At 37.5% G+C, this 23596-nt stretch carries 22 protein-coding genes and 1 tRNA gene; 19 read left to right on the top strand and 4 right to left on the bottom strand.

Annotated elements, in window-relative coordinates; translation table 11 throughout:
* Positions 1-4 precede the first annotated feature (4 nt).
* The 4 genes from BELBA_RS13305 to BELBA_RS13320 all read left to right on the top strand — a co-directional run bounded on the left by BELBA_RS13305 (position 5) and on the right by BELBA_RS13320 (position 4146).
* Positions 5-595 carry a DUF6134 family protein gene (locus tag BELBA_RS13305; protein ID WP_014773214.1) on the top strand — a complete coding sequence of 197 codons (591 nt, stop codon included), beginning with the start codon at positions 5-7 and terminating at the stop codon, positions 593-595.
* A 5-nt stretch (positions 596-600) separates the two neighbouring features.
* Complete coding sequence (locus BELBA_RS13310) at positions 601-1272, top strand: TIGR04283 family arsenosugar biosynthesis glycosyltransferase (protein ID WP_014773215.1); 672 nt, start codon at positions 601-603, stop codon at positions 1270-1272.
* 40 nt (positions 1273-1312) lie between these two features.
* Positions 1313-2386: a VOC family protein gene (locus BELBA_RS13315; RefSeq protein ID WP_014773216.1), complete on the top strand. Its 1074-nt coding sequence runs from the start codon at positions 1313-1315 to the stop codon at positions 2384-2386.
* Between the two features lie 89 nt (positions 2387-2475).
* Positions 2476-4146, top strand: coding sequence for an IS1182 family transposase (locus BELBA_RS13320; protein WP_014773217.1), 1671 nt, complete (start codon positions 2476-2478; stop codon positions 4144-4146).
* 107 nt (positions 4147-4253) lie between these two features.
* Here the strand turns inward: BELBA_RS13320 and BELBA_RS13325 are convergent, their stop codons facing one another.
* Positions 4254-5588 carry an amidohydrolase gene (locus BELBA_RS13325; protein WP_014773218.1) on the bottom strand — a complete coding sequence of 445 codons (1335 nt, stop codon included), beginning with the start codon at positions 5586-5588 and terminating at the stop codon, positions 4254-4256.
* Between the two features lie 90 nt (positions 5589-5678).
* On the opposite strand from BELBA_RS13325, the gene BELBA_RS13330 reads away from it, so the two are divergent.
* From BELBA_RS13330 to BELBA_RS13340, 3 genes are all read left to right on the top strand, one after another.
* On the top strand, positions 5679-6641 hold the full coding sequence (locus tag BELBA_RS13330) for a YheT family hydrolase (RefSeq protein WP_014773219.1): 963 nt from the start codon (positions 5679-5681) through the stop codon (positions 6639-6641).
* A gap of 101 nt (positions 6642-6742) precedes the next feature.
* Positions 6743-9784: an Eco57I restriction-modification methylase domain-containing protein gene (locus BELBA_RS13335; RefSeq protein ID WP_014773220.1), complete on the top strand. Its 3042-nt coding sequence runs from the start codon at positions 6743-6745 to the stop codon at positions 9782-9784.
* A gap of 25 nt (positions 9785-9809) precedes the next feature.
* Positions 9810-10241, top strand: coding sequence for a putative quinol monooxygenase (locus BELBA_RS13340; protein WP_014773221.1), 432 nt, complete (start codon positions 9810-9812; stop codon positions 10239-10241).
* A gap of 816 nt (positions 10242-11057) precedes the next feature.
* Here the strand turns inward: BELBA_RS13340 and BELBA_RS13345 are convergent.
* Positions 11058-11534: a hypothetical protein gene (locus tag BELBA_RS13345; RefSeq protein ID WP_014773223.1), complete on the bottom strand. Its 477-nt coding sequence runs from the start codon at positions 11532-11534 to the stop codon at positions 11058-11060.
* Positions 11535-11773: 239 nt separating this feature from the next.
* Between BELBA_RS13345 and BELBA_RS13350 the strand changes: the two genes are divergently transcribed.
* Genes BELBA_RS13350 through BELBA_RS19895 form a run of 3 tightly spaced genes read left to right on the top strand, consistent with a single transcriptional unit; the run spans position 11774 to position 12378 of the window.
* On the top strand, positions 11774-12106 hold the full coding sequence (locus BELBA_RS13350) for a carboxypeptidase regulatory-like domain-containing protein (protein ID WP_083833707.1): 333 nt from the start codon (positions 11774-11776) through the stop codon (positions 12104-12106).
* The gene (locus BELBA_RS20505; protein ID WP_157466096.1) at positions 12087-12281 is read left to right on the top strand and encodes a hypothetical protein; all 195 of its coding nucleotides are present in this window, start codon (positions 12087-12089) and stop codon (positions 12279-12281) included. Before BELBA_RS13350 ends, BELBA_RS20505 begins: the two co-directional genes overlap by 20 nt.
* Positions 12199-12378 (top strand): hypothetical protein, encoded by a 180-nt coding sequence (locus BELBA_RS19895; protein WP_169315095.1) that lies wholly within the window; start codon positions 12199-12201, stop codon positions 12376-12378. Before BELBA_RS20505 ends, BELBA_RS19895 begins: the two co-directional genes overlap by 83 nt.
* 5 nt (positions 12379-12383) lie before the next feature.
* Here the strand turns inward: BELBA_RS19895 and lhgO are convergent, their stop codons facing one another.
* Positions 12384-13583, bottom strand: a complete 1200-nt coding sequence (lhgO, locus tag BELBA_RS13360; RefSeq protein ID WP_014773224.1) for an L-2-hydroxyglutarate oxidase — start codon at positions 13581-13583, stop codon at positions 12384-12386.
* A 91-nt stretch (positions 13584-13674) separates the two neighbouring features.
* On the opposite strand from lhgO, the gene BELBA_RS13365 reads away from it, so the two are divergent.
* The 5 genes from BELBA_RS13365 (at position 13675) to rplT (ending at position 18247) form a co-directional block, all read left to right on the top strand.
* On the top strand, positions 13675-14874 hold the full coding sequence (locus BELBA_RS13365; RefSeq protein ID WP_014773225.1) for a 6-bladed beta-propeller: 1200 nt from the start codon (positions 13675-13677) through the stop codon (positions 14872-14874).
* Between the two features lie 112 nt (positions 14875-14986).
* Positions 14987-16936, top strand: coding sequence for a threonine--tRNA ligase (gene thrS, locus BELBA_RS13370; protein ID WP_014773226.1), 1950 nt, complete (start codon positions 14987-14989; stop codon positions 16934-16936).
* A 92-nt stretch (positions 16937-17028) separates the two neighbouring features.
* On the top strand, positions 17029-17580 hold the full coding sequence (gene infC, locus BELBA_RS13375; RefSeq protein WP_014773227.1) for a translation initiation factor IF-3: 552 nt from the start codon (positions 17029-17031) through the stop codon (positions 17578-17580).
* A 22-nt stretch (positions 17581-17602) separates the two neighbouring features.
* Complete coding sequence (gene rpmI / locus BELBA_RS13380) at positions 17603-17800, top strand: 50S ribosomal protein L35 (protein ID WP_014773228.1); 198 nt, start codon at positions 17603-17605, stop codon at positions 17798-17800.
* A gap of 102 nt (positions 17801-17902) precedes the next feature.
* On the top strand, positions 17903-18247 hold the full coding sequence (gene rplT, locus BELBA_RS13385) for a 50S ribosomal protein L20 (protein WP_014773229.1): 345 nt from the start codon (positions 17903-17905) through the stop codon (positions 18245-18247).
* A gap of 308 nt (positions 18248-18555) precedes the next feature.
* On the opposite strand, the gene BELBA_RS13390 is transcribed toward rplT, so the two are convergent.
* Positions 18556-18629, bottom strand: a tRNA-Met gene (locus tag BELBA_RS13390).
* Between the two features lie 92 nt (positions 18630-18721).
* Here BELBA_RS13390 and BELBA_RS13395 point away from each other — a divergent pair.
* From BELBA_RS13395 to pnp, 4 genes are all read left to right on the top strand, one after another.
* Entirely contained in the window at positions 18722-19117 is a 396-nt protein-coding gene (locus BELBA_RS13395; protein ID WP_014773230.1) for an START-like domain-containing protein, read from the top strand.
* Between the two features lie 79 nt (positions 19118-19196).
* Positions 19197-21023, top strand: a complete 1827-nt coding sequence (locus BELBA_RS13400; protein WP_014773231.1) for an LptF/LptG family permease — start codon at positions 19197-19199, stop codon at positions 21021-21023.
* Between the two features lie 43 nt (positions 21024-21066).
* The gene (gene rpsO, locus BELBA_RS13405) at positions 21067-21342 is read left to right on the top strand and encodes a 30S ribosomal protein S15 (RefSeq protein ID WP_014773232.1); all 276 of its coding nucleotides are present in this window, start codon (positions 21067-21069) and stop codon (positions 21340-21342) included.
* 105 nt (positions 21343-21447) lie between these two features.
* Positions 21448-23589, top strand: a complete 2142-nt coding sequence (gene pnp, locus BELBA_RS13410; RefSeq protein WP_014773233.1) for a polyribonucleotide nucleotidyltransferase — start codon at positions 21448-21450, stop codon at positions 23587-23589.
* Positions 23590-23596: the final 7 nt, after the last annotated feature.

A 23596-nucleotide genomic window follows, 5' to 3' on the forward strand; every position in this document is an offset into this window, starting at 1 on the left:
TCTTATGATGAAATATACATTTATTCTGATCACCCTGCTATTGAGCTCTTTTCAGTCCTTGCAAGCGCAAGAAAAAATGGAATTTGAGATTTCAGTAGCAGGGTTTTCCATTGGGGAAATGCAGGCTGTCAAAACTCAAAAAGGGGAGGAGTCTTTCTATGAAATCACAAGCGAAGTGGGGTTTTGGTTTTTTGGAAAAGTTAATGTCGATTATTCGATCAACTCCTACTACAAAGGAAATCAGTTAATTGAGGCAAAATCAAGAACTGTATCAAATAAAGGTAATTTTGCATCCGATATCAACTGGAAGGATGGGAAATATATCGTAGAGGCGACAAGCTATAAATACGAAAAAGACACGGTTATCAATCATCCAATATTTTTCAGTTCAGCTGCACTTTATTTCGAAGAACCTAAAAACCATAAATTATTTATGGCTGAGAATTTTGGACTACCTTCTAAGATTACGAAATACAGTGATCACTATGAGGTGAATGTAAATGGAAATAGAAATAAATTTTATTACATCAATGGCAAATTCGATAAAGCCGTGATGGAAAGCCCAATCAAAAACTATGTAATCAAGCGGAAATAACTTTTATGATGATCAGTATTATTATTCCTGTTTTGAATGAGGAAGAGAATTTGAGAAAATTGATTCCTTTAATTTTTCAAATTTCAACAGAAAATCAATTTGAAATAATTGTAGTAGATGGTGGAAGTACTGATGATACTACTCTAATTGCAAAGTGCCTCGGAGCAAAAGTTGTCCAATCACCTGTAAAAAGCCGCGCTGCACAAATGAACCTTGGTAGCCAAATTGCCACTGGTGGAATTTTTTATTTTGTCCATGCTGATACAGCTTTACACCGAGATTTTGAAAATGATATAATTCAGGCACTTACAAATGGAATAGATGCAGGCTGCTACAGGTATCAGTTTGACTCCAATAAAGTCTTGCTAAAAATGAACGCTTGGTTTACAAAATTTAATGGTATATTGGCAGGAGGAGGCGATCAGACGCTATTTATCAAAAGAGAAGTGTTCGAAGCTCTTGGTGGATTTGATGAAAAATATACCATCATGGAGGACTTTGAATTTGTGGGTAGATTAAGGAAAAAACATCAGTTTCAAGTCTTGCCAAAAAGTATAGTGGTCTCTGCAAGGAAATACGAAACCAACTCTTGGTTAAGAGTTCAGTTAGCCAATCTTACTGTTTTCACTTTGTATTTTTTGAAAAAATCACCTGATTCGCTCAAATCTATTTACTAGAAGAATGCTAAATTATCGTTAAGAAATCTATTGATTGAATATGAGTCAAAGTAATGGAAACCTTCCCATTGTCACGGGAATTCAACAAGTTGGAATTGGAGTGGCAAATGCAAAGGAGGCTTGGGCTTGGTACAGAAATTTTTTTAAAATGGACGTACCTGTTTTTGAAGATGCCGCCACAGCAAATCTAATGACAAAATATACCTCAGGAAAAGCACAGGAGCGCTTTGCAATTTTGGCTTTGAATATGCAAGGTGGTGGTGGTTTCGAAATTTGGCAATACACGAAGAAAACTCCTGTTGCACCAAAGTTTGAATTGAGCTTAGGTGATTTAGGGATTTTTGCTGTTAAAATTAGAACCCGAGATATTCAAAAAACTTATGACTTTTTTCTTAAAGAAGGGGTAGAGATTTTATCCAAACCTCAAAAATCTCCCTGTGGAAGGTCACATTTCTACGTCAAAGATCCTTATGGAAATGTCTTTGAAATGATTGAAAGTACTTCCTGGTTTAAACTTAATCAAGACAATACAGGAGGTGTAGCAGGTGTTTCGATTGGGGTGCGTGATATTGACAAGGCATTGAAATTATACCAAGGAATCTTGGGATATACCACAATCAAATCCGATGAAACAGATTCCTTTGAAGATTTGAAGCAGCTTCCTGGAGGAAAAGAAAAGTTCAGAAGGGTCTTGATTAATAGATTAGAGAATAGAGTAGGGGCATTCAGCAGATTACTTTGCAAAACTGAAATCGAGCTTTTCGAATTGAAAGAGAAAGAACCCAAAAAGATTTTCGAAAATAGAGATTGGGGAGATTTAGGCTTTATCCACGTGTGTTTTGATGTCACAGGCATGAAGCAATTGGAGATGAAGTGTGCAGAAACTGGCTTTCCTTTCACCGTTGATAGCAGCAATAGTTTTGATATGGGGAAAGCCGCGGGACATTTTTCTTATTGCGAAGATCCGGATGGCACGTTGATCGAATTTGTAGAAACGCACAAAATTCCCATCATGGAAAAATGGGGTTGGTTTTATAGCTTGAAATCAAGAAAAGCTGAAAAACCACTTCCCAATTGGATGTTTACCTTTATGGCATTGAACAGAAAGAAATAAAAAAGGAGGCTGTCCAAAAAGTAAGGACAGCCTTTTTTTTGCTGTTTTTAATCTAAAATATTATCTTAGAGTTGCATAAAAAACAAGCAATGGCTAAAGTAATATTTAAATCGCAATCGATCAATACTCCGGAACTTTTTCCGATAAATATTTTTGACAAAATCCCAGAAAACCATCCTGTTCGCTTAGTAGATCAAGTTGTCAATTCATTGGATATCAATACCATTCTTAAGAAATATAAAGGAGGTGGCACCTCGGCTTACCATCCCAGAATGATGCTTAAGGTTTTGTTTTACAGTTATTTGAGCAACACTTATTCTTGTCGAAAAATAGCAAAAGCACTCACCGAGAACATTCATTTTATGTTTATTTCAGGCAACTCAACCCCTGATTTTAGAACTATCAACGATTTTAGAGGAAAGATTTTAAAAGAGAACATCAAAGATTTATTTGCCGAGGTAGTCAAAATGCTTGTGGAAATGAAATACATAAGTCTTGATATTCAGTATATCGATGGAACAAAGATAGAAGCCAAATCCAATAAATATACCTTTGTTTGGCGCGGTTCTATAGAGAAATACAAAGAAAAACTCGAAGTAAAAATCAATAGTATTTTATCCGATATCGAAAATAGTATAGCATCAGATAACCAAGAAATTAACAAAGAAGAATTGCCAAAAAAAATAAACTCGGAAGAGTTAAAAGAGAAATTGGCTGAGCTAAATAAAAAACTCAAAGAGCCAAACAAAAAAACAGCCAAAGAGCTTCAAAAACTTCAAGAGGAACATCTGCCAAAACTCGAAAAATACGAAAAAGATTTAGTGGTTTTAGGCAATAGAAACTCCTATAGCAAGACTGATCCTGACGCTACCTTTATGAGAATGAAGGAAGACCATATGAAAAACGGACAGTTAAAACCTGCATACAACCCTCAGATATCCACAGAGAATCAATTCATTACAAACGTAACCATCCATCAAACACCTAACGACACTACGACTTTAAAATCCCATCTGGAGGAATTTGAAAAAAGGTATCAAAAACAAAGCAAAACAGTGGTGGCCGATGCTGGTTATGGAAGTGAAGAAAACTACGAAATGCTCGAAAATAAAGAAATAACAGCCTATGTAAAGTATAATTATTTTCACAAAGAGCAGAAGAAAAAAATGAAGGGCAACCCGTTTCTTGTCCAGAATTTGTTCTACAATATACAACAGGATTTTTATGTGTGTCCAATGGGACAAAGAATGGAGAACATTGGAAGTGGAAAACGGACATCGGCCAATGGATACGAATCGCAAGTGTTTTATTATCAAGTAAGAAGATGTAGTGGATGCCCACTTAGAAGTTTATGCCATCAAGCCAAAGGAAACAGAACAATAGAAGTAAACCACCGACTGAACCAATTAAGAGCCAAAGCAAAAGAGCTCCTTAACAGTGAAAAAGGACTCGAGCATCGCAGTAAACGCCCAATAGAAGTTGAAGCCGTCTTTGGACAGCTAAAAAGCAACAATAAATTTAATCGATTTACCTTTAAAGGATTAGATAAAGTAGAAATGGAGTTTCTATTGATGGCTATTGGACACAATTTTAGAAAAATGGTGGCAAATAACAATAAAAAGCACAAGACCCATATAAAATTTTCTGTGCGAGTTCGAAATAGACTTACAGAAGTCGAAATTTACCTTTTTAAAACCGAAACAGAATATTTTTTCATAAATCAACCAACGAAAAATCAATCCCTAAAATTTGCTGCATAAAAAAGGCTGCCCTTTTCGGACAGCCTCTTTTATATTTTCAAATACCTTATGAAGAAAGTTAATTTTACATATGGTGCCGCTGTTGACCGTCGACAGTCGACTATACCTCACTTTTTCCCATCCATCATCACCTCCTGATTTTTTAAAATATCCATTGCAAAACTCGTCATCGCTTTGATCCCTGTTTTGATGGTAGGTTCTGGGACTGGTGCGAAATAGGGACTATGTAATCCCGGAATATCTAAACCCTTTTCCTTTGCTTCTTTGAGAAAATCAGGATCATTGGCTCCTAGGAAGAACATGCTGATAGGAATTTGTCTTTCTTGATTTCCATAAGCACTAAAATCCTCACCGATCATCAAGGCTTTTACTTCTACCAATTTTTCATCATCAAAGTTTCGCTTGAAAACATTCACCATCTGATCAGTCAAAGCTGCATCATTGATCAAAGGCTTGGTAAATGGCTCTCTAATCCAATATTCCGGCATTTTATCCTCTCCCAAACCTGCTGCTCTGGAGTAATTTTCGCTGATTTCTTTGACTCTGCTGATTATTTTTTCTCTTACATCTAAGGAGTAGGTTCTGATTGTCAGTTGCATCATCACTTCGTCAGGAATAATATTGTGAACCGATCCACCATGAATAGAACCCACAGTCACCACAGCAGGATCCGTTGGGGTTAATGTACGGCTTACGATCGTTTGATAAGCTTGAATGATCTGTGCAGACAAAACAATCGGGTCAATCGTCGTGTGTGGAGCTGCACCATGTCCACCTTCACCAAAAATTTTCACATTCATCATATCAACACCAGCCATCAATGGACCGGCTTTATATCCCAATGTTCCCGCAGGTAAAAAAGGATCATCATGCAAAGCAATCGCATAATCAGGATGTGGGAATTTTTCATACAGCCCATCCTTCATCATATTGAAAGCACCGAGACCATTTTCTTCCGCAGGTTGTGCTACCATCAGAACAGTTCCTCTCCAGCTGTTTTTGTAATCCATCATCATCTTGGCAGTGCCGACAAATACAGACATGTGGATATCGTGTCCACAAGAGTGCGTGATAAAGGTTTCTTTGCCATCATTGGAAGTACCTTTTTTGGTAGATGCATACGGCAATCCCGTTTTTTCCTCCATCGGCAAAGCATCCATATCTGTTCTGATTAGGAGAACAGGCCCCGGACCATTTTTGAACATGCCGACTACGCCATAGCCACCAATATTTTCAGTGACTTCATAGCCTAAAGACCTGAGTTCTGAAGCCATCTTTGCGGAAGTTTCTTTTTCCTGCAAGGAAAGCTCAGGGTTTTGATGCAGTTCTTTGTAAAGCTTAACCAAATGAGGATAAAACTGCTCAATAGAGCCGTCCAAATCTTGGGCTGAAAGGCTAAAAGTGATTGCTAGGGTAAGTATAAAACTGAGGTAAATTTTCATGTGTGCTTTTGTTTTGATCAATGAATTAACAAAAAAATTCCTGATTAGGCGATATGTTTTTACTTTCGTGGTATTAAATCTCTTTTTTCTATGCCTATTATTTCAAACTCTACTTACGGAAGACCCCCAAGACATCTTTTCAATGGACATTTGGAAACCATCATTCCAAGTATTTTTAGGAAAATAGAAGGAGTAACTTACAAGCGAGAAAGAATTGCCACCCCAGATGGGGATTTTTTGGATTTGGATTGGGCGAGAAATGAAAGCAGAAAGCTGCTGATTATTTCCCATGGATTGGAAGGGAGTTCTGAGCGGCATTACGCCAAAGGATTGGCGAAATTATTCAATCAACATGGATTTGATGCCTTGGCTTGGAACAACAGAACTTGCAGTGGAGAGATGAATTTGCAGCCTATTATGTATCATCATGGTGCTTCGTATGATTTGAATACCGTATTTGAGCACGCAGAAGCAGCAGGCGTTTATGATGAATATTATTTGGCTGGCATCAGTATGGGAGGTGCACAGACCTTGAAGTTCCTAGGTGAAAAAGGGACTGACTTGAATTCAAAAATCAAAAAAGCCGCAGTCTATTCCACTCCTTGCAACTTGACGGATTCTGCTGCTACGCTGTCGTTCAAAGGAAATGGTTTTTACAGAAAGCGCTTTTTGAGTAAGTTGAAGTTGAAAATGCAGCTCAAAGGTGAGCAATTCCCGGGATTGGTAGATTTAGACTTGCTGCAAAGAGTGCAAGATTTCGATACATTTGATACGCATTTTACAGCCAAGCTTCATGGCTTCAAAGATGCAGCTGATTTTTATCAGGCAGTCAGTGCAGACAATTGGATGAAACATATCCAAATCCCAACTTTAATCATCAATGCCCTCAACGATCCCTTGATCCACGACCGCTGCTATCCCATCAAGTTAGCCGAGCAATCACATCATATCTTTTTAGAAATGCCCAAAAGAGGAGGTCACACCGGCTTCCTAGTCAAAGGACAAGAATTCACCTGGGCAGAGATGCGGTTTTTGGAGTTTTTGAATAGCTAAAGAATTCCTACAAACCAAACCAAAATTTCAGAATTTGAATTTTTAGTTTCAACAGATTCAAATATCTTTAAGGATCAAAAAATTTTTAATCAACCCATTGAATGGCTTTTTTCCAAAACTCAGTTCTTAAAAAATACCTTGCAACACAAGATCAACCTCTTGTCAAGGAAGCCTATACAGCTTATCAGAAATATTTTCATCACCCTCAGATTCGGGAAAATATACGAGCGGCCAAAGAAGAACAATTTCAGGAAGGTTTTCTCCGAGAGCTTTTTGTCAATATTCTAGGCTATACCATCAATCCTAACCCGGATTATGACCTGACCACAGAGCTGAAGAATATCAAGGATGCTAAAAAGACCGATGGCGCGATTTTGAAAGACGGGAAGGCTTTGGCAGTTATCGAACTGAAGGGGACGGATACCAAGGACCTGGAAAAAATCCGTGATCAAGCTTTCAATTATAAAAACAATCAGCCTGAATGCGTCTATGTTATCACCAGTAATTTCGAGAAATTACGCTTCTACATCGACAATGCAGTGGATTTCCTGGAGTTCAATATCCTGGCGATGCAGCTGGAGGAATTCAAGGTTTTTTGGCTGCTGCTTCAAAAGGAAAATCTGCTTTCGGGCATTCCCAAAAAGATCAAAGAACAATCCTTACTGGTAGAGGAGCAGATCACCAAACAACTCTACGCGGATTATTCGGCCTTCAAGCAGGAGCTTTGGCAGGATATGGTCAAGTTGAATGCTGGCACTGATGAACTTGAACTCTACAAGAAAAGTCAAAAGCTCTTGGATCGTTTTCTATTTATCTTTTTTGCAGAGGACAAGGGTTTACTTCCGCCTAATTCCATTATGGAAATAGTCACGCATTGGAACAAACTCTGCGATCTGGACGAATACAGGCCTTTGTATCAGATTTTCAAAAAGTATTTTGGGTACTTGAATACGGGGAGAGTTCAGCCGGGGAAGGCAGAAATACATGCCTACAATGGCGGGCTTTTCGCTCCTGATCCGATTTTGGATGCACTGGAGATTTCGGATCAGGTACTTGAAAAGCACGTTCGGAAGCTGACCGAATATGATTTTGAATCCGAGGTAGATACCAATATCCTGGGACATATTTTCGAGCATTCCCTCAATGATATCGAAAATGTCCGTGCCCAACTTGCGGGTGAGGTCGTGGACCGTTCCAAGACCAAGAGGAAGCGGGATGGGGTTTTTTATACACCCAAGTACATTACCAAATACATCGTGGACAATACCCTAGGGAAGCTATGCACGGAGAAAAAAGCGGAACTCGAAATCGTAGACGAGGATTTTGCAGAGGGCAAAAGAGGCAGGCAGAAGAAAACAATTCAACGACTCAAAGAAAAGCTAGATACCTATCGCTCCTGGCTGCTACAGCTGACGATTTGTGATCCTGCCTGTGGATCGGGAGCTTTTCTAAATCAGGTCTTGGAGTTTTTGATGGCAGAGCATCGCTATGTGGATGAACTGGAATCCCAACTCTTCGATTCACCCTTGATCCTTCCCAATGTAGAAAACCACATTCTGGAAAACAACATCTTCGGCGTGGACATCAACGAGGAATCCGTACAGATCGCCCGACTTTCCCTATGGCTCCGCACCGCCAAAAAAGGCCGTAAACTCAGTAGTCTCAATTCCAATATCAAAGTAGGCAACTCCCTGATCGATGATCCCGAAGTAGCAGGAGACTTGGCCTTCAACTGGTCAGCGCAGTTCCCAAAAGTCTTTGCCAAAGGAGGCTTTGATGTGGTGGTGGGTAATCCGCCTTATGTAGATATAAAAGCGCTAGATCCAGAACTTGTAAAAGTTTTATTTAAAACTTACCAAACGGCGGAAAATAGAATCAATCTTTATTCAATTTTTATAGAAAAAGGTTATTACCTTTTAAAGGATAAAGGATTTTTATCATTTATAAACCCCAATTCCATCTTGATTAATTCATCATATACAAAAATCAGGAAATTGCTTATGGATGACATGACAACAATTGTAAAACTTCCTGATAGTGTGTTTGAAGATGCAATTGTTGAAACAGTGATTTTTGAATTTAGAAAAGGTTTTAATTCAGATGTTGTAAATGCATTAGTTTATCCAAAGGATTTAAAAATAAATAGTATCGATAATCTTTTCTTGAAAAAATTTAATAAATCGGGATGGAAGAATAATGATTCCTGTAATTTTAATATTTTTATTAGTCCTGAAATTAATGTTATCCTTGACAAAACCTTAGAAAATTCAGTATTGTTAGAAACTCTTGCAGATTTTACATTAGGAATAACTCCTTATGATAAATATAAAGGACACTCTGAAGATTTAATTAAAAATAGAGATTATCATTCTGACATAAGAATTAATGATACTTATAAACCATTGATTAGTGGAGGAAATATTACAAGATATCATGTATCGAATCAAATTGGAGAATATATAAAATATGGAGAATGGCTTGGAGCAGCACGGGACGAAAGGTTTTTTACTAACCCAAGAATTTTAATTAGACAAATTGTTTCTGGTAATCCTCCAAGAATATATGCTGGATACACTGATGAAGAATTATACTTTACACAAATTGGATTTGGTATTATTCCGAAGCCTAATACTATTGAAATTAAATCTTTACTTGCTATTTTGAATTCCACTCTTATAAATTTTTATCATAAATATTCTTTTCTTGATCTTGAGAAAGAACTATTTCAAAAGATATTAATCGCAAACTGTAAAAGACTTCCAGTTAACATGAAAGTAATTGGGAAAGGAAGTGACCTTGAGACTCCTGCCTCACAGATTATTGAAATGGCTAAAGAATTCAACAAATTGAAAATAAGGTTTATAGAATTATTGGAAGCTAAGTTCCCAATTGAAAAGCTTTCCACCAAACTCCAAAACTGGCCTTCCTTAGATTTCAAGGGATTCTTGGGAGAGTTAAAGAAAGCCAAGGTACAGTTAAGTCTAGCAGAAGAAGCCGAGTGGATGGCCTATTTCAACGAACAAAAATCCAAAGCCCAATCCCTCCAATCCGACATCACCCGCCTCGATCGAGAGATCGATAACCTGGTGTATGAGTTGTATGGCTTGACAGAGGAAGAGATTAGGATAGTGGAAGGGGATTAAAAAATTTGCGACTCAACAAAAAGAAATGACGAGCTGTTACCAAATATTAAAACTACACTTAAGATTTACCAAAATTCTCAGCTTTGGTTTTGTCAACATCGTATTGTTTTTAGCACTAACCTCTTGTGCCTTAGCACAGGAAAATAATCAAATGGTACGTTTTGCAAAAATCAAAGTGGATCCCTTAAAATTAGTAGAGTACACCGCTGCACTCAAGGAGCAAATGGAGATGGCTATCCGTGTGGAGCAAGGTGTCTTATCGTATCAAGCAGTAGCAGACAAAAGTGACCCTACCAACATCACCATATTGGAAATCTATGCCGATTCTGCTGCTTATCAAACGCATATCCTTACCCCTCATTTTCTTAAGTACAAAGAAACGGTAAAAGATATGGTAATATCCTTGGAGCTAGTAGATCTTGATGTAATCGGATTTGTAAGGAAGCCAGACCATTAATTCAGACCATGTAAAAGGATGTCCTTTACTGCCTTGATGTTCCGTTACCTCTAATCGTAGTCCGCGATAGCTATCGGGAGCATCTACGCTTTTATATTTTTTGGAATCCCATTCCCATAAGTTCAACCTCCCGAAATCGCTTCGCTCATCGGGACAGGCCCTCACTGGGTTGTTGCCACGCATCATCATTCATCCTTTTCCCTAGATTTCACCTAGGGCTCCGCCACGGCGGACATGCATTTCGGGATCAGAAATGCAAATCAACATTCTATTAAATTACCGACCACGAAGTGGTCTAACTTTTCAATAACCGCGGGTGAAACCCGTGGAAAATCGATGACATAAAATCCGCCACCTCCCGACTCCAACGGAGTCGAACATTTTACCTCCAGGGGGGTACTTCGGAAGTACCCCCCTCCACTTCGAAGGTGAGTGAGTTCGCCTCGGAGATGAACTCATTGACCTTTTTGCTGAACTAGTTCACCTTTTTGGCGAACTCACTCACCTTTTTGCTCAATTAGTTCGCCTCAGAGATGAACTAACTGAGCTATTTGCTGATCTAATTTGCCTTTTTGGTGAACTCACTGATCTTTTTGCCGAACTAGTTCACCTCAGAGGTGAATTGACTGCCCTTTTTGCCAAACTAGTTCACCTTTTTGGTGAACTCAAGTCTCATAAAGAAGATTTCGTTTGATGAATAGACTAGACCTGTCAGGTTTTCAAAACCTGACAGGTCTCTCTAGCCCTTTGATTTCATAAAAAAAGCCGGACTCTTTCGAATCCGGCTGGTTAGTGTTACAAAATAGACAAATTGCCTTACTCTGCGGGTGCATTTGGCGACCTTCTGCCTTGTCCATTGAAGCGCTTGCGCAGGTCTTCATAGATGGCTTTGGCGTCGGGCACGTTCACCTTGGCGGCTTGCTTGACCGAATTGTAGTAGCTCAGGGCGCTGACATAGGCCTCTGAACCCGCAAGCATGGTGGTGTCGCTGAGGTTGTCAGCGATCTGATTGCAGAGTCGATAGAGGGGAAGTAGTCCACTAATGGCTCGCCAGTCTTTGTCAAACTCCCCTTTGTCCACGAAAGGAGGCAAAAACTGTGGATCATCATTGGCGTACTCGACTACCTTTGCGACGAAAGGTTCCGTGCCATCACTCATCTTGGGAAGTGTTCTCCGCTGATCAGGAGTGAGGGCTATCACATAAGGCGCAAGAATCGACTGCACCTGCTCAAGTGCTGCCTTGGCAGCGGCGAGATCCGCTTCGGGTATCTCAATGGATATTCTGTTTTCCATTTGTAAAAGTTAGTTAAAGTTAAAGAAATGATAAACTGTAAAAACTCTAGGATGAACATAATCAAATCTTTATGAAAAAACAAATTTTAGTCCTCAAGTTTTAGTCATTTTTTGATTTGGATTAAAAAATAGGACATTGAGAAAAAATGCGGTTTTGCTTTTTCTATCATTTTTACCACTGATAGAAAAATAACTTTATAGAAGCCTAAGAGTTAGTAATTTCCCGAAAATTTGAAAAAATGCGTGTATTTAAGGTTGTTTTTATTTTTATGATTCTTCCATTTTGGACTTATGGACAAGCCGAATTGAGAGGAAAGGTAGTGGATGCTCAAAGCCAAGTTCCTTTGGAATTTGCGAGTGTGGCTGTTTACAAAACTCAAGACAGCCTGCTAGTAGAAGGAAGTATCACAGATGAAGCAGGGAATTTTCTGATTGAAAATCTCCTGTCTGGGGAATACTTTTTGAAAATTAGTTTCATTGGTTTTCAGACACTCAATAGTCCAGCTTTTGAACTTACGAAAAATCAAAAGCGAGATTGCCGCTTATCTTCAGTTGGACAAAAAGCTAGATAAGCTTTCTTATGGTGCAGGTCTAAGAATGGAGGCAATGGATAGAGATTTCAATCTTCAAGATCGAGCGGGTACTTTGGACACACTTTATGTTTATGATTATTTCCGACCATTTGCAAGCGCGAATCACCACCCAAAGAGCAGGGGAGTTTTTCACAACGACAAATTATATCTATGAAGTAGATGTGATCGTGCTTAATCTTTCCTTTTCTCTCAATTCCGCCAAGAACAGAGCTAGATTTGTAAAGAGTGAATTTGGTGAAAAGGAGTTTTGATAGGTTTAAAACCTCTTCAAAGCCAATTCACTTACTGTTTGACCAATGGATAAAGAACTTGTGGCAGCAGGCGAGGGGGCGTTGAGGACATTGATGGCATATTGATTTTCTTTGATGCTGAAATCATCCAAAAGGCCGCCTGTTCTGTCGCAAGCTTGGGCACGCACACCAGCACCACCTTCCACCAAATCTGACTCCTGAATATCTGGGATCAACTCTTGCAGCGCTTTTGTGAAAGCAGCTTTAGAAAAAGATCTGTACATTTCTCCAAAGCCTGTTTTCCAGTACTTGGCGGCCACCTTCTGGAAACCTGGCCAAGAGAGAGTTTCAGATAATTCTTTGAAATTGACATCCGAGCGCTTGTATCCTTCCCGCTTGAAAGCCAAAACAGCATTTGGTCCAGCTTCTACACCACCTTTCATCATCCTCGTAAAGTGTACACCTAAGAAAGGGAAGTTTGGATCTGGAACAGGGTAAATCAGGTTTTTGACAAGGTATTCTCGCTCTTTTTTGATTTTGTAGTATTCACCTCGGAAAGGGATTATTTTCACATCCAATTCTTTATCCTGATTCATCTGGGCAACTTTGTCAGAATACAGACCGCCGCAATTGATAATCAGCTTGGTATCAAAATGCATTTTTTTGGTCTCTACAACAGAGTAAGCTTTCAGTGAATTACTTCGAATGACCTCATAACCAAGGAAAATTTCGCCTCCCAAACTTTTGAACTTTTCACCAATGGCAATAGCTACTTTTTTATAATCAACAATCCCGGTCTGTGGAACATGAATAGCCGCTACACCCGCACAATAAGGTTCATATTGCTTCAGCTCGTCTAAGGTTATATGACGAGTTCCTTCAAGGCCATTTTGCAATCCTCTTTCATACAATCCATTCAGAATAGGAATCTGCTCCTTTTGCGTAGCGACTACAACTTTCCCTGTGATTTCATAAGGAATGCTTTCTTCCTCACAGAATTGGATCAGCTGATGATATCCAGCGATACAATTGGTAGCTTTTAGTGACCCAGGTTTGTAATATAGTCCTGAGTGGATAACGCCACTGTTATTTCCAGTTTGATGCTTTGCCAGCTCTTCTTCTTTTTCGAGGATAGCGACCTTAAGCTCAGGTTTTTGCTCTTTTAGTTTCAGTCCTGTGGCAAGTCCAACTATTCCCCCGCCTATGATGATGATGTCGTATAACATGAATTTAATGCTTTAGACAAATATACAGTTGTTTGATAAAAATATAATTGAAAGCATATTTAGATTTTAGTTTAAATCATTAGTTTTGAATATGGGAAATAAAATCATTGGAATCTTTTTGCTATTTATCGTTGGATGTAACAGTCAACCTGAAACAGGAACGGTTACCGAAAAAGATGGAATCACTACAATCAAGGTTGACTTGGATTCAGTCAAAGATGGAAAGTTGACAGATTATTTTGAGCCGGAAATAGAGTATTTACTTTTAAAAGAAGATGAAAATCCCGATTCACAAATAGGAGAAATTGAAAAGCTTATTGGATTCAAGGACAAGATCTATTTATTTGATTCTTACATTGGAAAGGGTGTTCAAATTTTTGATAGACAGGGGAATTTTTTAAAACGGATTAGAAATAGAGGGGATGGTTTGGGTAAGTACATCGAGGTGGCAGACCTTCAAATTGAACAAGACACCATTTACTTATTAGCACACCCAGGGAAAATCATCAAGTTTGATCTTGAAGGAAGTTTTATACATGAAATCAAGATTCCAGTTATGGGCAGGACTTTTTATTATGATATTAATTCCAAACACTTCTTTGTATATAGTGGAGCAAAAGCAGAAAATCTAGTTTCGGAGATTGACCATAAAGGCTCAGTTCTCAAAAGCTATTTTTCATCCCATCCAGATATTTTTTATAGGTCAATGGGAGATCGTGTGAACTTTTACTCCAATAATAATGGATTTTATTTTTCTAGAACTTATTTGGATACCTTATATACTTTTAACCAAAATAAATTTCAGCCTCAAATAATTTTCGATTTTGGAAATGATGCAATGAATCATGAAAAAATGAAGGAAAAGGAATTGGAAATGGATGAAAAAGTATTTTGGGATTATTTTCAAGAAAACTGCGGGGCATCTTATTCTCCTTTTGGTTTTTCAAATTCAAAATACATTTTGAGTAGATTGGAAACAGAAGGTAAGGGCATTGTTTCAATTTTTGATAAGCAGAATAAAACCCATGATTTGGTAAATTTTTACTTGATCAATGATATTGACGAGTCTTTTAATTTTTATCCACCTGTTTATCAATTAGAAAGTAATGAAGTAGCCATAGCACTTCAAGGACCAGCTTTATACAATCAAGCAGTGGCTAAGAAGCAAACCATGTCAGATGAAGATTGGAAAGCTTACCAAGAAGGAAAAGGAAAGGATTTTATAGAAGCAGCTTTTTATGGAAAGGAAACGGAGAATTATGTCTTGATGATCCTGAAAACAAAAAAATAACAAGATCTTCTTAGGTTCAGTCTTTCTAAACCGCCTATGAATTTGCATATTTGCAGGCTGTAATGCATCTGTTTGTATAGATGCGATGTTTCATTAAATGATTAAAAGATAAATGTCTGATCAAAAAATCAACATTACCCTGCCAGATGGTTCGGTAAAGAATTATGACAAAGGAGTTTCAGGGCTACAAATTGCACTTAGTATCAGCGAGGGTTTAGCGAGAAATGTATTGGCAGCAAAAGTAAACGGAGAAGTTTGGGACGCAACCCGACCAATCCATTCAGATTCCACAGTGCAATTATTAACTTGGAATGACAAGGAAGGTAAATCCACTTTTTGGCATTCATCTGCCCATTTGATGGCAGAGGCTTTAGAAGCACTTTATCCAGGTGTGAAGTTAGGAATCGGTCCTTCTATCGAAACAGGATTCTACTATGATGTAGATTTTGGTGATAGAGTTTTCGAAGGTTCTGAATTGGAGAAAATCGAAGCCAAAATGACTGAATTGGCTAGAGAAAAGAATGAATATATCAGAAAAGAGATTTCTAAGTCTGAAGCTGTAGCATATTTTACAGAAAAAGATGATGAATATAAATTAGACCTGTTGCAAGGACTGGATGATGGTACCATCACTTTCTACGAGCAAGGTAATTTTGTAGATCTATGTCGTGGACCGCATATTCCAAACACAGGATTTATCAAAGCGATCAAGCTATTGAATATCGCCGGTGCTTACTGGAGAGGGGATGAAAAGCGAAAAATGCTTACTCGGATTTACGGAGTAACTTTCCCAAAAGCCAAAGAACTGACTGAATATCTTCACATGCTTGAAGAAGCTAAGCGAAGAGATCATAGAAAACTAGGTAGAGAATTGGAGCTTTTCACTTTCTCTGAAAAAGTAGGAATGGGACTTCCTCTTTGGTTGCCAAAAGGAACACTTTTGAGAGAGCGTTTGGTGAATTTCATGAAGCGAGCTCAAGATAAATCCGGTTATCAACAAGTGGTGACTCCGCATATTGGTCACAAGGCGCTTTATGAAACTTCAGGACACTATGAAAAATACGGGAAAGATTCATTTCAACCCATAGCTACTCCAAACGAAGGGGAGGAGTTCTTGTTGAAACCGATGAACTGTCCGCATCACTGTGAGATATACAAGCATAAGCCACGGTCTTACAAAGATCTTCCGATCAGGTATGCTGAGTTTGGAACAGTTTACCGTTACGAGCAAAGTGGAGAATTGCATGGATTGACTAGAGTAAGAGGATTTACTCAAGATGATGCACATATTTTCTGCCGTCCAGAGCAGGTGAAAGAAGAATTTATCAAAGTGATTGATTTGGTGCTTTATGTTTTCAAAGCTTTAGGTTTTGAAGAATATACAGCTCAGATTTCTTTAAGAGATCCTGCAAAAGCTGAGAAATACATAGGAACCGATGAGGCTTGGGACAAAGCTGAAGCAGCCATTATCGAAGCAGCAGCTGAAAAAGGTTTAGAAACAGTCACTGAATTAGGTGAGGCGGCTTTCTATGGTCCGAAATTGGATTTCATGGTAAAAGATGCTTTGGGAAGAAAGTGGCAATTGGGAACGATTCAGGTCGATTATCAATTACCTAATCGCTTCGAGTTGGAATATATAGGTTCTGACAATCAAAAACACAGACCTGTAATGATTCATAGAGCTCCATTTGGTTCATTGGAGCGGTTTGTTGCTGTTTTGATTGAGCATTGTGCAGGGAATTTCCCATTATGGCTTTCTCCTGAGCAAATGACTATTTTACCTATTTCAGAGAAGTTTACGGAATATGCAGAAAAAGTCAAAAGCATGTTGGAAGATCATGATATCATTGGTGCGATTGACAATAGAGATGAAAAGATAGGTAGAAAAATCCGTGATGCAGAGATGAAGAAAATTCCATTTATGTTGATCGTAGGAGAGAAAGAAATGGAAGAAGGAAAGCTTTCAGTGAGAAAGCATGGTGAGGGAGATTTGGGAAGTTTTAGTCCAGAGGAATTTGCTGCCTATTTTAAAAATATCATAGCAACTTCTATCCAACATTAATATTTCAGTTAAAAAAGATTGGGGTTTTTTAAATCCCAAAAATATTTCGATATTTGCAGCCAATTTAATCAACAAAACCATAAATAAATATTTTGAGAGGAAGAGCACCGTTTAGACCAAGACAAGAAGAGCCTTATAAAATAAATGATAAGATCAGGGCGCGTGAGGTAAGAATCGTAGGAGATTTTGTAGAAGGTGGCAATGCCGTTCTATCATTATCTGAGGCAATTAAACTTGCTGAAGCAAATGAACTTGACCTTGTAGAGATTTCTCCGACAGCGAGTCCACCGGTTTGTAAGATCATTGATTACGCTAAATTCAAGTACGAGCAGAGAAAGAAGCAAAAGGAAATCAAAGCCAATGCAGCTAAGACTGTTCTGAAAGAAATCAGATTTGGACCTAACACGGATGATCACGATTTCAATTTCAAATTAAAGCATGCCATCAATTTCCTTAAAGAAGGTTCAAAAGTGAAAGCTTATGTTCATTTCGTAGGTAGAACGATTGTCTTCAAAGAAAGAGGGGAAATGCTTTTGTTGAAATTTGCGCAAGCACTCGAAGAATATGGAGCAGTTGAGCAAATGCCAAAAATGGAAGGAAAGAGAATGTTTCTCTTTTTAGCTCCAAAAGCGACAAAGAAATAATTTTCAACAAACAAATACAGTTATGCCAAAAGTAAAAACCAAATCAAGTGCAAAAAAGAGGTTCAAGCTTTCTGGAACCGGTAAGATCAGAAGAAAGCATGCTTACAAAAGCCATATTTTGACTAAGAAAGATACCAAAAGAAAGAGAAATCTGACTAAAATGGGTATGGTTCACGAGTCAGATGAAGGAAGAGTTAAAGCAATGTTGAGAATCGGTTAATTCAGAGATCAACAAAACAATTAAGGTTAATTATTCACCAGACGCTTTGGTCACAAGTGTAATGCGAAAGCAAAGCCACCAAGAGTCAAAAAATTTATTACTATGCCTAGATCAGTAAACGCGGTAGCGTCAAGAGCAAGAAGAAAAAAAGTATTAAAAGCAACCAAAGGTTACTTCGGAAGAGGTAAAAACGTTTGGACAGTAGCTAAAAACAAGTACGAAAAAGGTTTACAGTACGCTTACAGAGACAGAAAAGCTAAGAAAAGAGAATTCAGAGCTTTATGGATTCAGCGTATCAATGCCGGTGCCAGATTACATGGCATGTCGTATTCACAATTAATGGGAGCATTGAAGAAAGGTGAAGTTGAATTGAACAGAAAAGTTCTTGCAGACTTAGCCATGAATCACCCTGAGGCATTCAAAGCTGTAGTTGAAAAAGTTAAGTAAGTTCGCACTAACTTATTTATGTAAAAAGCCCTGAAATTTTCAGGGCTTTTTTTATTTCCAATTGAATGTGAATCTAATAAAATTTAGTATCTTACAAATGAACAGAAAACCAATCTTTAAAAGCCTGATTTTTCAGGTTTTTAGAATTGGTTTTTTCTTTAATAACAAAAAAAGCCCCAAAAGAGGGGCTTAAGTAGCGAGGACAGGAGTTAAACCTGTGTCCGCTACGCCACGGCGCACAAGCGCGGCGGATATGAATCCTAACTCTTAGAGGTTGTGCAATAAAAAAGCCCCAAAAATGGGGCTTGTAGCGAGGAGCAGGATCGAACTGCCGACCTCAGGGTTATGAATCCTGCGCTCTAACCATCTGAGCTACCTCGCCGAATTGGAATGCAAATATGCTAGGTTGAGTTGTTAAAAACAAGTGTGATTGCTTAAAAAATCATACTTTTTACGAATCAAAATTTTAAAACTATGGTAAAGAACAAGTTTGTTGCTGACTATCAAATAAATACTTCTAGGAAAATTTTATTTCCTTATTTGAGTACCGCAAGTGGGTTGTCCGAGTGGTTTGCCGATGATGTCAAAATCAACGAGGATAAAAATTACATCTTTAGCTATGACGGAGAAGATCATCATGCGAAGCTCGTAGCATTAAGAACAAATATGCATGTGAAATTTGACTTTTATGATCCCAATGATGAAGAGGAAACCGATCATTCTTTTATTGAGTTTAAGCTTGAAGAAAATGAGTTAACCCAAACGATGTTTTTGAGAGTAATAGATTACAGTGATGCTTATGATGACGAAGAGCAAGAATCTATTTGGGGTAGTTTAATAGCTTCTCTAAAAGAAATAATAGGGGGATAATCTGCCTAGGATTTCTTACTTTTGACATCTTATTCAAAAGCCTTAACGTAATAGTTTTGTTAGAGGGGATTACTTCTTCATGAAAAAACTTGATAAATTAATTTTAGGGTCCTTTATTGGTCCCTTTTTGTTGACATTTATTGTAGTAGATTTTATTCTGCTGACGGTAAATATGCTGAGGTATTTCGATGAGATTTTCGGCAAAGGATTAGATTTTGTAGTTTACCTAGAATTGATTAGTTATTTCTTGATCAGTATTTCGCCTATGGCTTTGCCACTGGCTGTTTTGCTTTCTTCCTTAATGACTTTCGGAAATTTAGGAGAGCACTTTGAATTAACGGCTATCAAAAGTAGTGGGATTTCTCTTCTTCGAGCTTTGAGGCCAATAGGGATTTTTGTTGTGATTTTATCTTTTTTAGCATTTTTATCTAATAATTATCTTGTACCTAAGGTCAATTTAAAAACTTTTAGTTTGCTTTATGATATTCGGATGAAATCTCCTGCTTTGGATATAAAAGAAGGAGTATTCTATAGCGGTATTCCAACATATAGTATTAAAGTAAATAAAAAATTAGACGAGGTCAGGTTAGTTGATCTTATCATTTATGATCATTCAGAAGGGCGGGGGAATGTCAATGTTATTCTTGCAGATTCGGGGAGAATGGAGCCATTTTTTAATGAGTCTTATATGAGTATGACATTGTACAATGGAATCAGTTATAAGGAGTCTAGGGATAGAAGAGCTTCTTACAATAAGCCGCAAGATTTTACAAGGACAAAATTTTCTGAAAATCAGATAATTTTCAATTTGGAGTCTTTTCAAATGAATCGTACTTCTGAAGATCAATGGTCAAATAATAGATCTATCAAAAATATAGGTCAGCTTAAAGTTGGATTAGATTCCATGTCAAGTGAAATTAATAGAATGATATTTACAAATTTCGCTTCCTCACAATCTTCTTATCCTTTTTATACAAGAAACAGAAATTTTGAAATCCCCGAAGAGGTAATTAAGAAAAAGAAGTATGATGATTCAGTTCGAATCGAAAGGAAAAAATTATTCGAAAAAAATGATTCCTTAAAAACTACAGATGAGCAAATTGCATTGGCGATTTCAGATGGTAGTAATCTAAATTTTGATACTATCAAACTAGATAGCTCCACTCTGATGCCTTTGACTGATGTGGGTGCAAATTTTGATGATAATCTAGCTAATGAAATTGCAGAGGCGAATCCTTCTTACAGAAAGTCAGACTCGATAAATCAAGGAAGGCAATTTGAAATAGACTCTATTTATTCAAGGAAGATAGCAACCAAAGAGCTGCCTATCAGACCGAAATCAGATTTACCATCAAAGCCAACTGAATTTACCGAATCACAAAGGATGAGAATAGACTCTATTATAGAGAAAAATAATTATAGATCAAGGTCTGCTACCGTAGCGTTAAATAATGCAAGAACGCTTAAGAATGCATTCAATAGAAAGGTTTTTGAGATAAATGAAGTTGAAAGAGAATATCGAAGGTATCAAATAGCATGGTATCAAAAATACACAACGGCTTTTGCTTGTATAGTAATGTTTATGATAGGTGCACCACTTGGAGCGATCATCAAAAAAGGAGGTTTGGGAATGCCTGTCCTAGTATCTATTATTTTCTTTATAATCTATTACATGCTTACGATTACAGGTGAAAAATGGGGTAAGGAAGGTATGGCAAATACTCTATTTGGTACGTGGTTTTCAATTTTGGTTTTAATTCCTATTGGCCTATTTTTTCTAAAACAAGCCAGAAAAGATGCTAGATTATTCGAAATGGAAGTTTACACAGATTTCTATAAAAAGGTGAAGCAGTGGATGGAAACAAAGTTTAGCAAAAACCAAAAGACACTTTTAAAATCAAAATAAACCTTGTACATTTGTGACTGTTTTAAAATAAATTTAACTAAGCATGTATTTAACTACAGAGAAAAAATCGGAGTTGTTTAAAAATCATGGTAGGTTAAAGTCTGAGACTGATACTGGTTCTCCAGAGTCTCAGATCGCTTTATTCACATTCAGAATTAAGCATTTAACTGACCATTTGAAAACCAACAAAAAAGACCATTCTTCTAGACTAGGTCTTTTGAAACTAGTAGGTAAGAGAAGAAGTTTATTAAACTATCTTTACAAAAATGATATCGAAAGATATAGAGCTGTTCTTGCTGACCTAGGAATACGTAAATAAAAATTACTGTAAGGTTCTCTATTTGAGAACCTTACTTTTTTGCTTTCCCCCAGATATTAAACCTTACTTTTATAACTATTAAAGATTTATTCTTAACAAATTTGTATGTTACCAAACGTAATTTCTAAAACTATCACCCTAGAGGACGGTAGAGAAATCATCATTGAAACGGGTGCATTAGCTAAACAAGCTGATGGAGCTGTAGTAGTAAGAATGGGCAACGCGATGCTATTGGCCACCGCAATGTCCAAAAAAGAGGCTGGAGAAGGAGTAGATTTCCTTCCAATGTCAGTAGATTATCAAGAAAAATTTGCTGCATCAGGAAAAATCCCTGGTGGTTTTCTCAAAAGAGAAGGAAGACTTTCTGATTATGAAATTTTGATCAGTAGAATTGTTGATAGAGCGATCAGACCTATTTTTCCAGATGATTATCATGCTGATACACAGATTGCAATTACCTTAATGTCATCTGATGCAGATGTGCTTCCAGATTGTCTAGCAGGTTTGGCAGCATCAGCTGCATTGGCTGTTTCTGATATCCCCTTCAACGGACCAATATCGGAAGTAAGAGTTGCCAAAATAGATGGTAAGCTTATCATCAACCCAACACCAACTCAATTAGCACAAGCATCTCTTGAGTTTATCGTGGCTGGATCTGAAGAATACATTCTTATGGTAGAAGGTGAGGCTGATGAAATCTCTGAAGATGAAATGGTTGAGGCCATGCAGTTGGCACATGAAGAGATCAAAAGACATTGTCAAGTTCAAAAAGAATTGACAATTGCTGTAGGGAAAGAAGTAAAGCGTGAATATAATCACGAAAAATCTGATCCAGCTTTATTTGAAAAAATGCATGCTGATCTCTATCAGAAGTGTTATGATGCCGTGAGCAAAATGATTGCTAATAAATCTGAGAGATCAGAAATGATTAAGGCAATAAAAACAGAGTTTGTTGAGAGTCTTGGAGAAGAACATGAATTTGAAGCAAGTTTGATTGGACCATATTTTTCAAAAATCCACAAAGAAGCTGCTAGAAACCTTACTCTTAATGAAAAGAAAAGACTTGACGGTAGAAAACTGGATGAAGTTAGACCAATCTGGTCTGTAGTAGATTATCTTCCTTCTGCCCATGGTTCTGCGGTTTTTACTAGAGGTGAAACGCAATCCGTAACTACTTGTACTTTAGGTACAAAAATGGACGAACAAATGGTGGACGGAGCAGTAATTTCAGGCTACAACAAATTCTTTTTACACTACAATTTCCCTGGTTTCTCAACTGGTGAGGTAAAACCAAATAGAGGTCCAGGTAGAAGAGAAGTTGGTCATGGTAACCTAGCTATGCGAGCGTTGAAAAAAGTTTTGCCAGCGGATGATCAAAATCCTTATACAATTAGAATAGTTTCAGATATTTTAGAATCTAATGGTTCTTCATCTATGGCTACAGTTTGTGCTGGGTCACTTGCATTAATGGATGCGGGTATCCCTATCAAATCTGCCGTTACAGGGATTGCTATGGGTATGATTTCTGATTCGAAAACAGGGAAATATGCAATTTTATCTGATATTTTAGGTGATGAGGATCATTTAGGAGACATGGATTTCAAAGTGACAGGTACTGAAAAAGGTATCACCGCTTGCCAAATGGATCTAAAAGTTGAAGGATTAGATTACAATGTCTTGAAAGAAGCTCTTTTCCAAGCAAAAGAAGGTAGATTACATATTTTGAAAGAAATTTCGAAAACTCTTGCTGCTCCAAAAGCTGATTTGAAACCACATACTCCGAGATCATTTATCATGACAATTCCAAAAGAGTTGATAGGAGCTGTAATTGGACCAGGTGGAAAAGTAATCCAAGAGATTCAAAAAGACACAGGTGCCACAATCGTAATCGAAGAGAAAGACAATATGGGTAAAATCAATGTTTTCTCAAGTGATGAAACTTCAATGAACGCAGCAATTTCAAGAATTAAAGGAATTGTAGCGCAACCTGAGATAGGTGAGACATACACAGGAAAAGTGAAGAATATAATGCCTTTTGGAGCATTCGTTGAATTTATGCCTGGAAAGGATGGTTTACTTCATATTTCTGAAATCAAATGGGAAAGATTAGAAACCATGGATGGAGTTTTAGAAGCAGGTGAAGAGATTCAGGTTAAATTAATCGATGTAGATAAAAAGACAGGTAAATTTAAGCTTTCAAGAAAAGTACTTCTTCCAAAACCAGAAAAAACAGAGAACAAAGATTAAAGTTTAT

It is taken from the genome of Belliella baltica DSM 15883 (assembly GCF_000265405.1).
Taxonomy (GTDB): Bacteria; Bacteroidota; Bacteroidia; order Cytophagales; family Cyclobacteriaceae; genus Belliella; species Belliella baltica.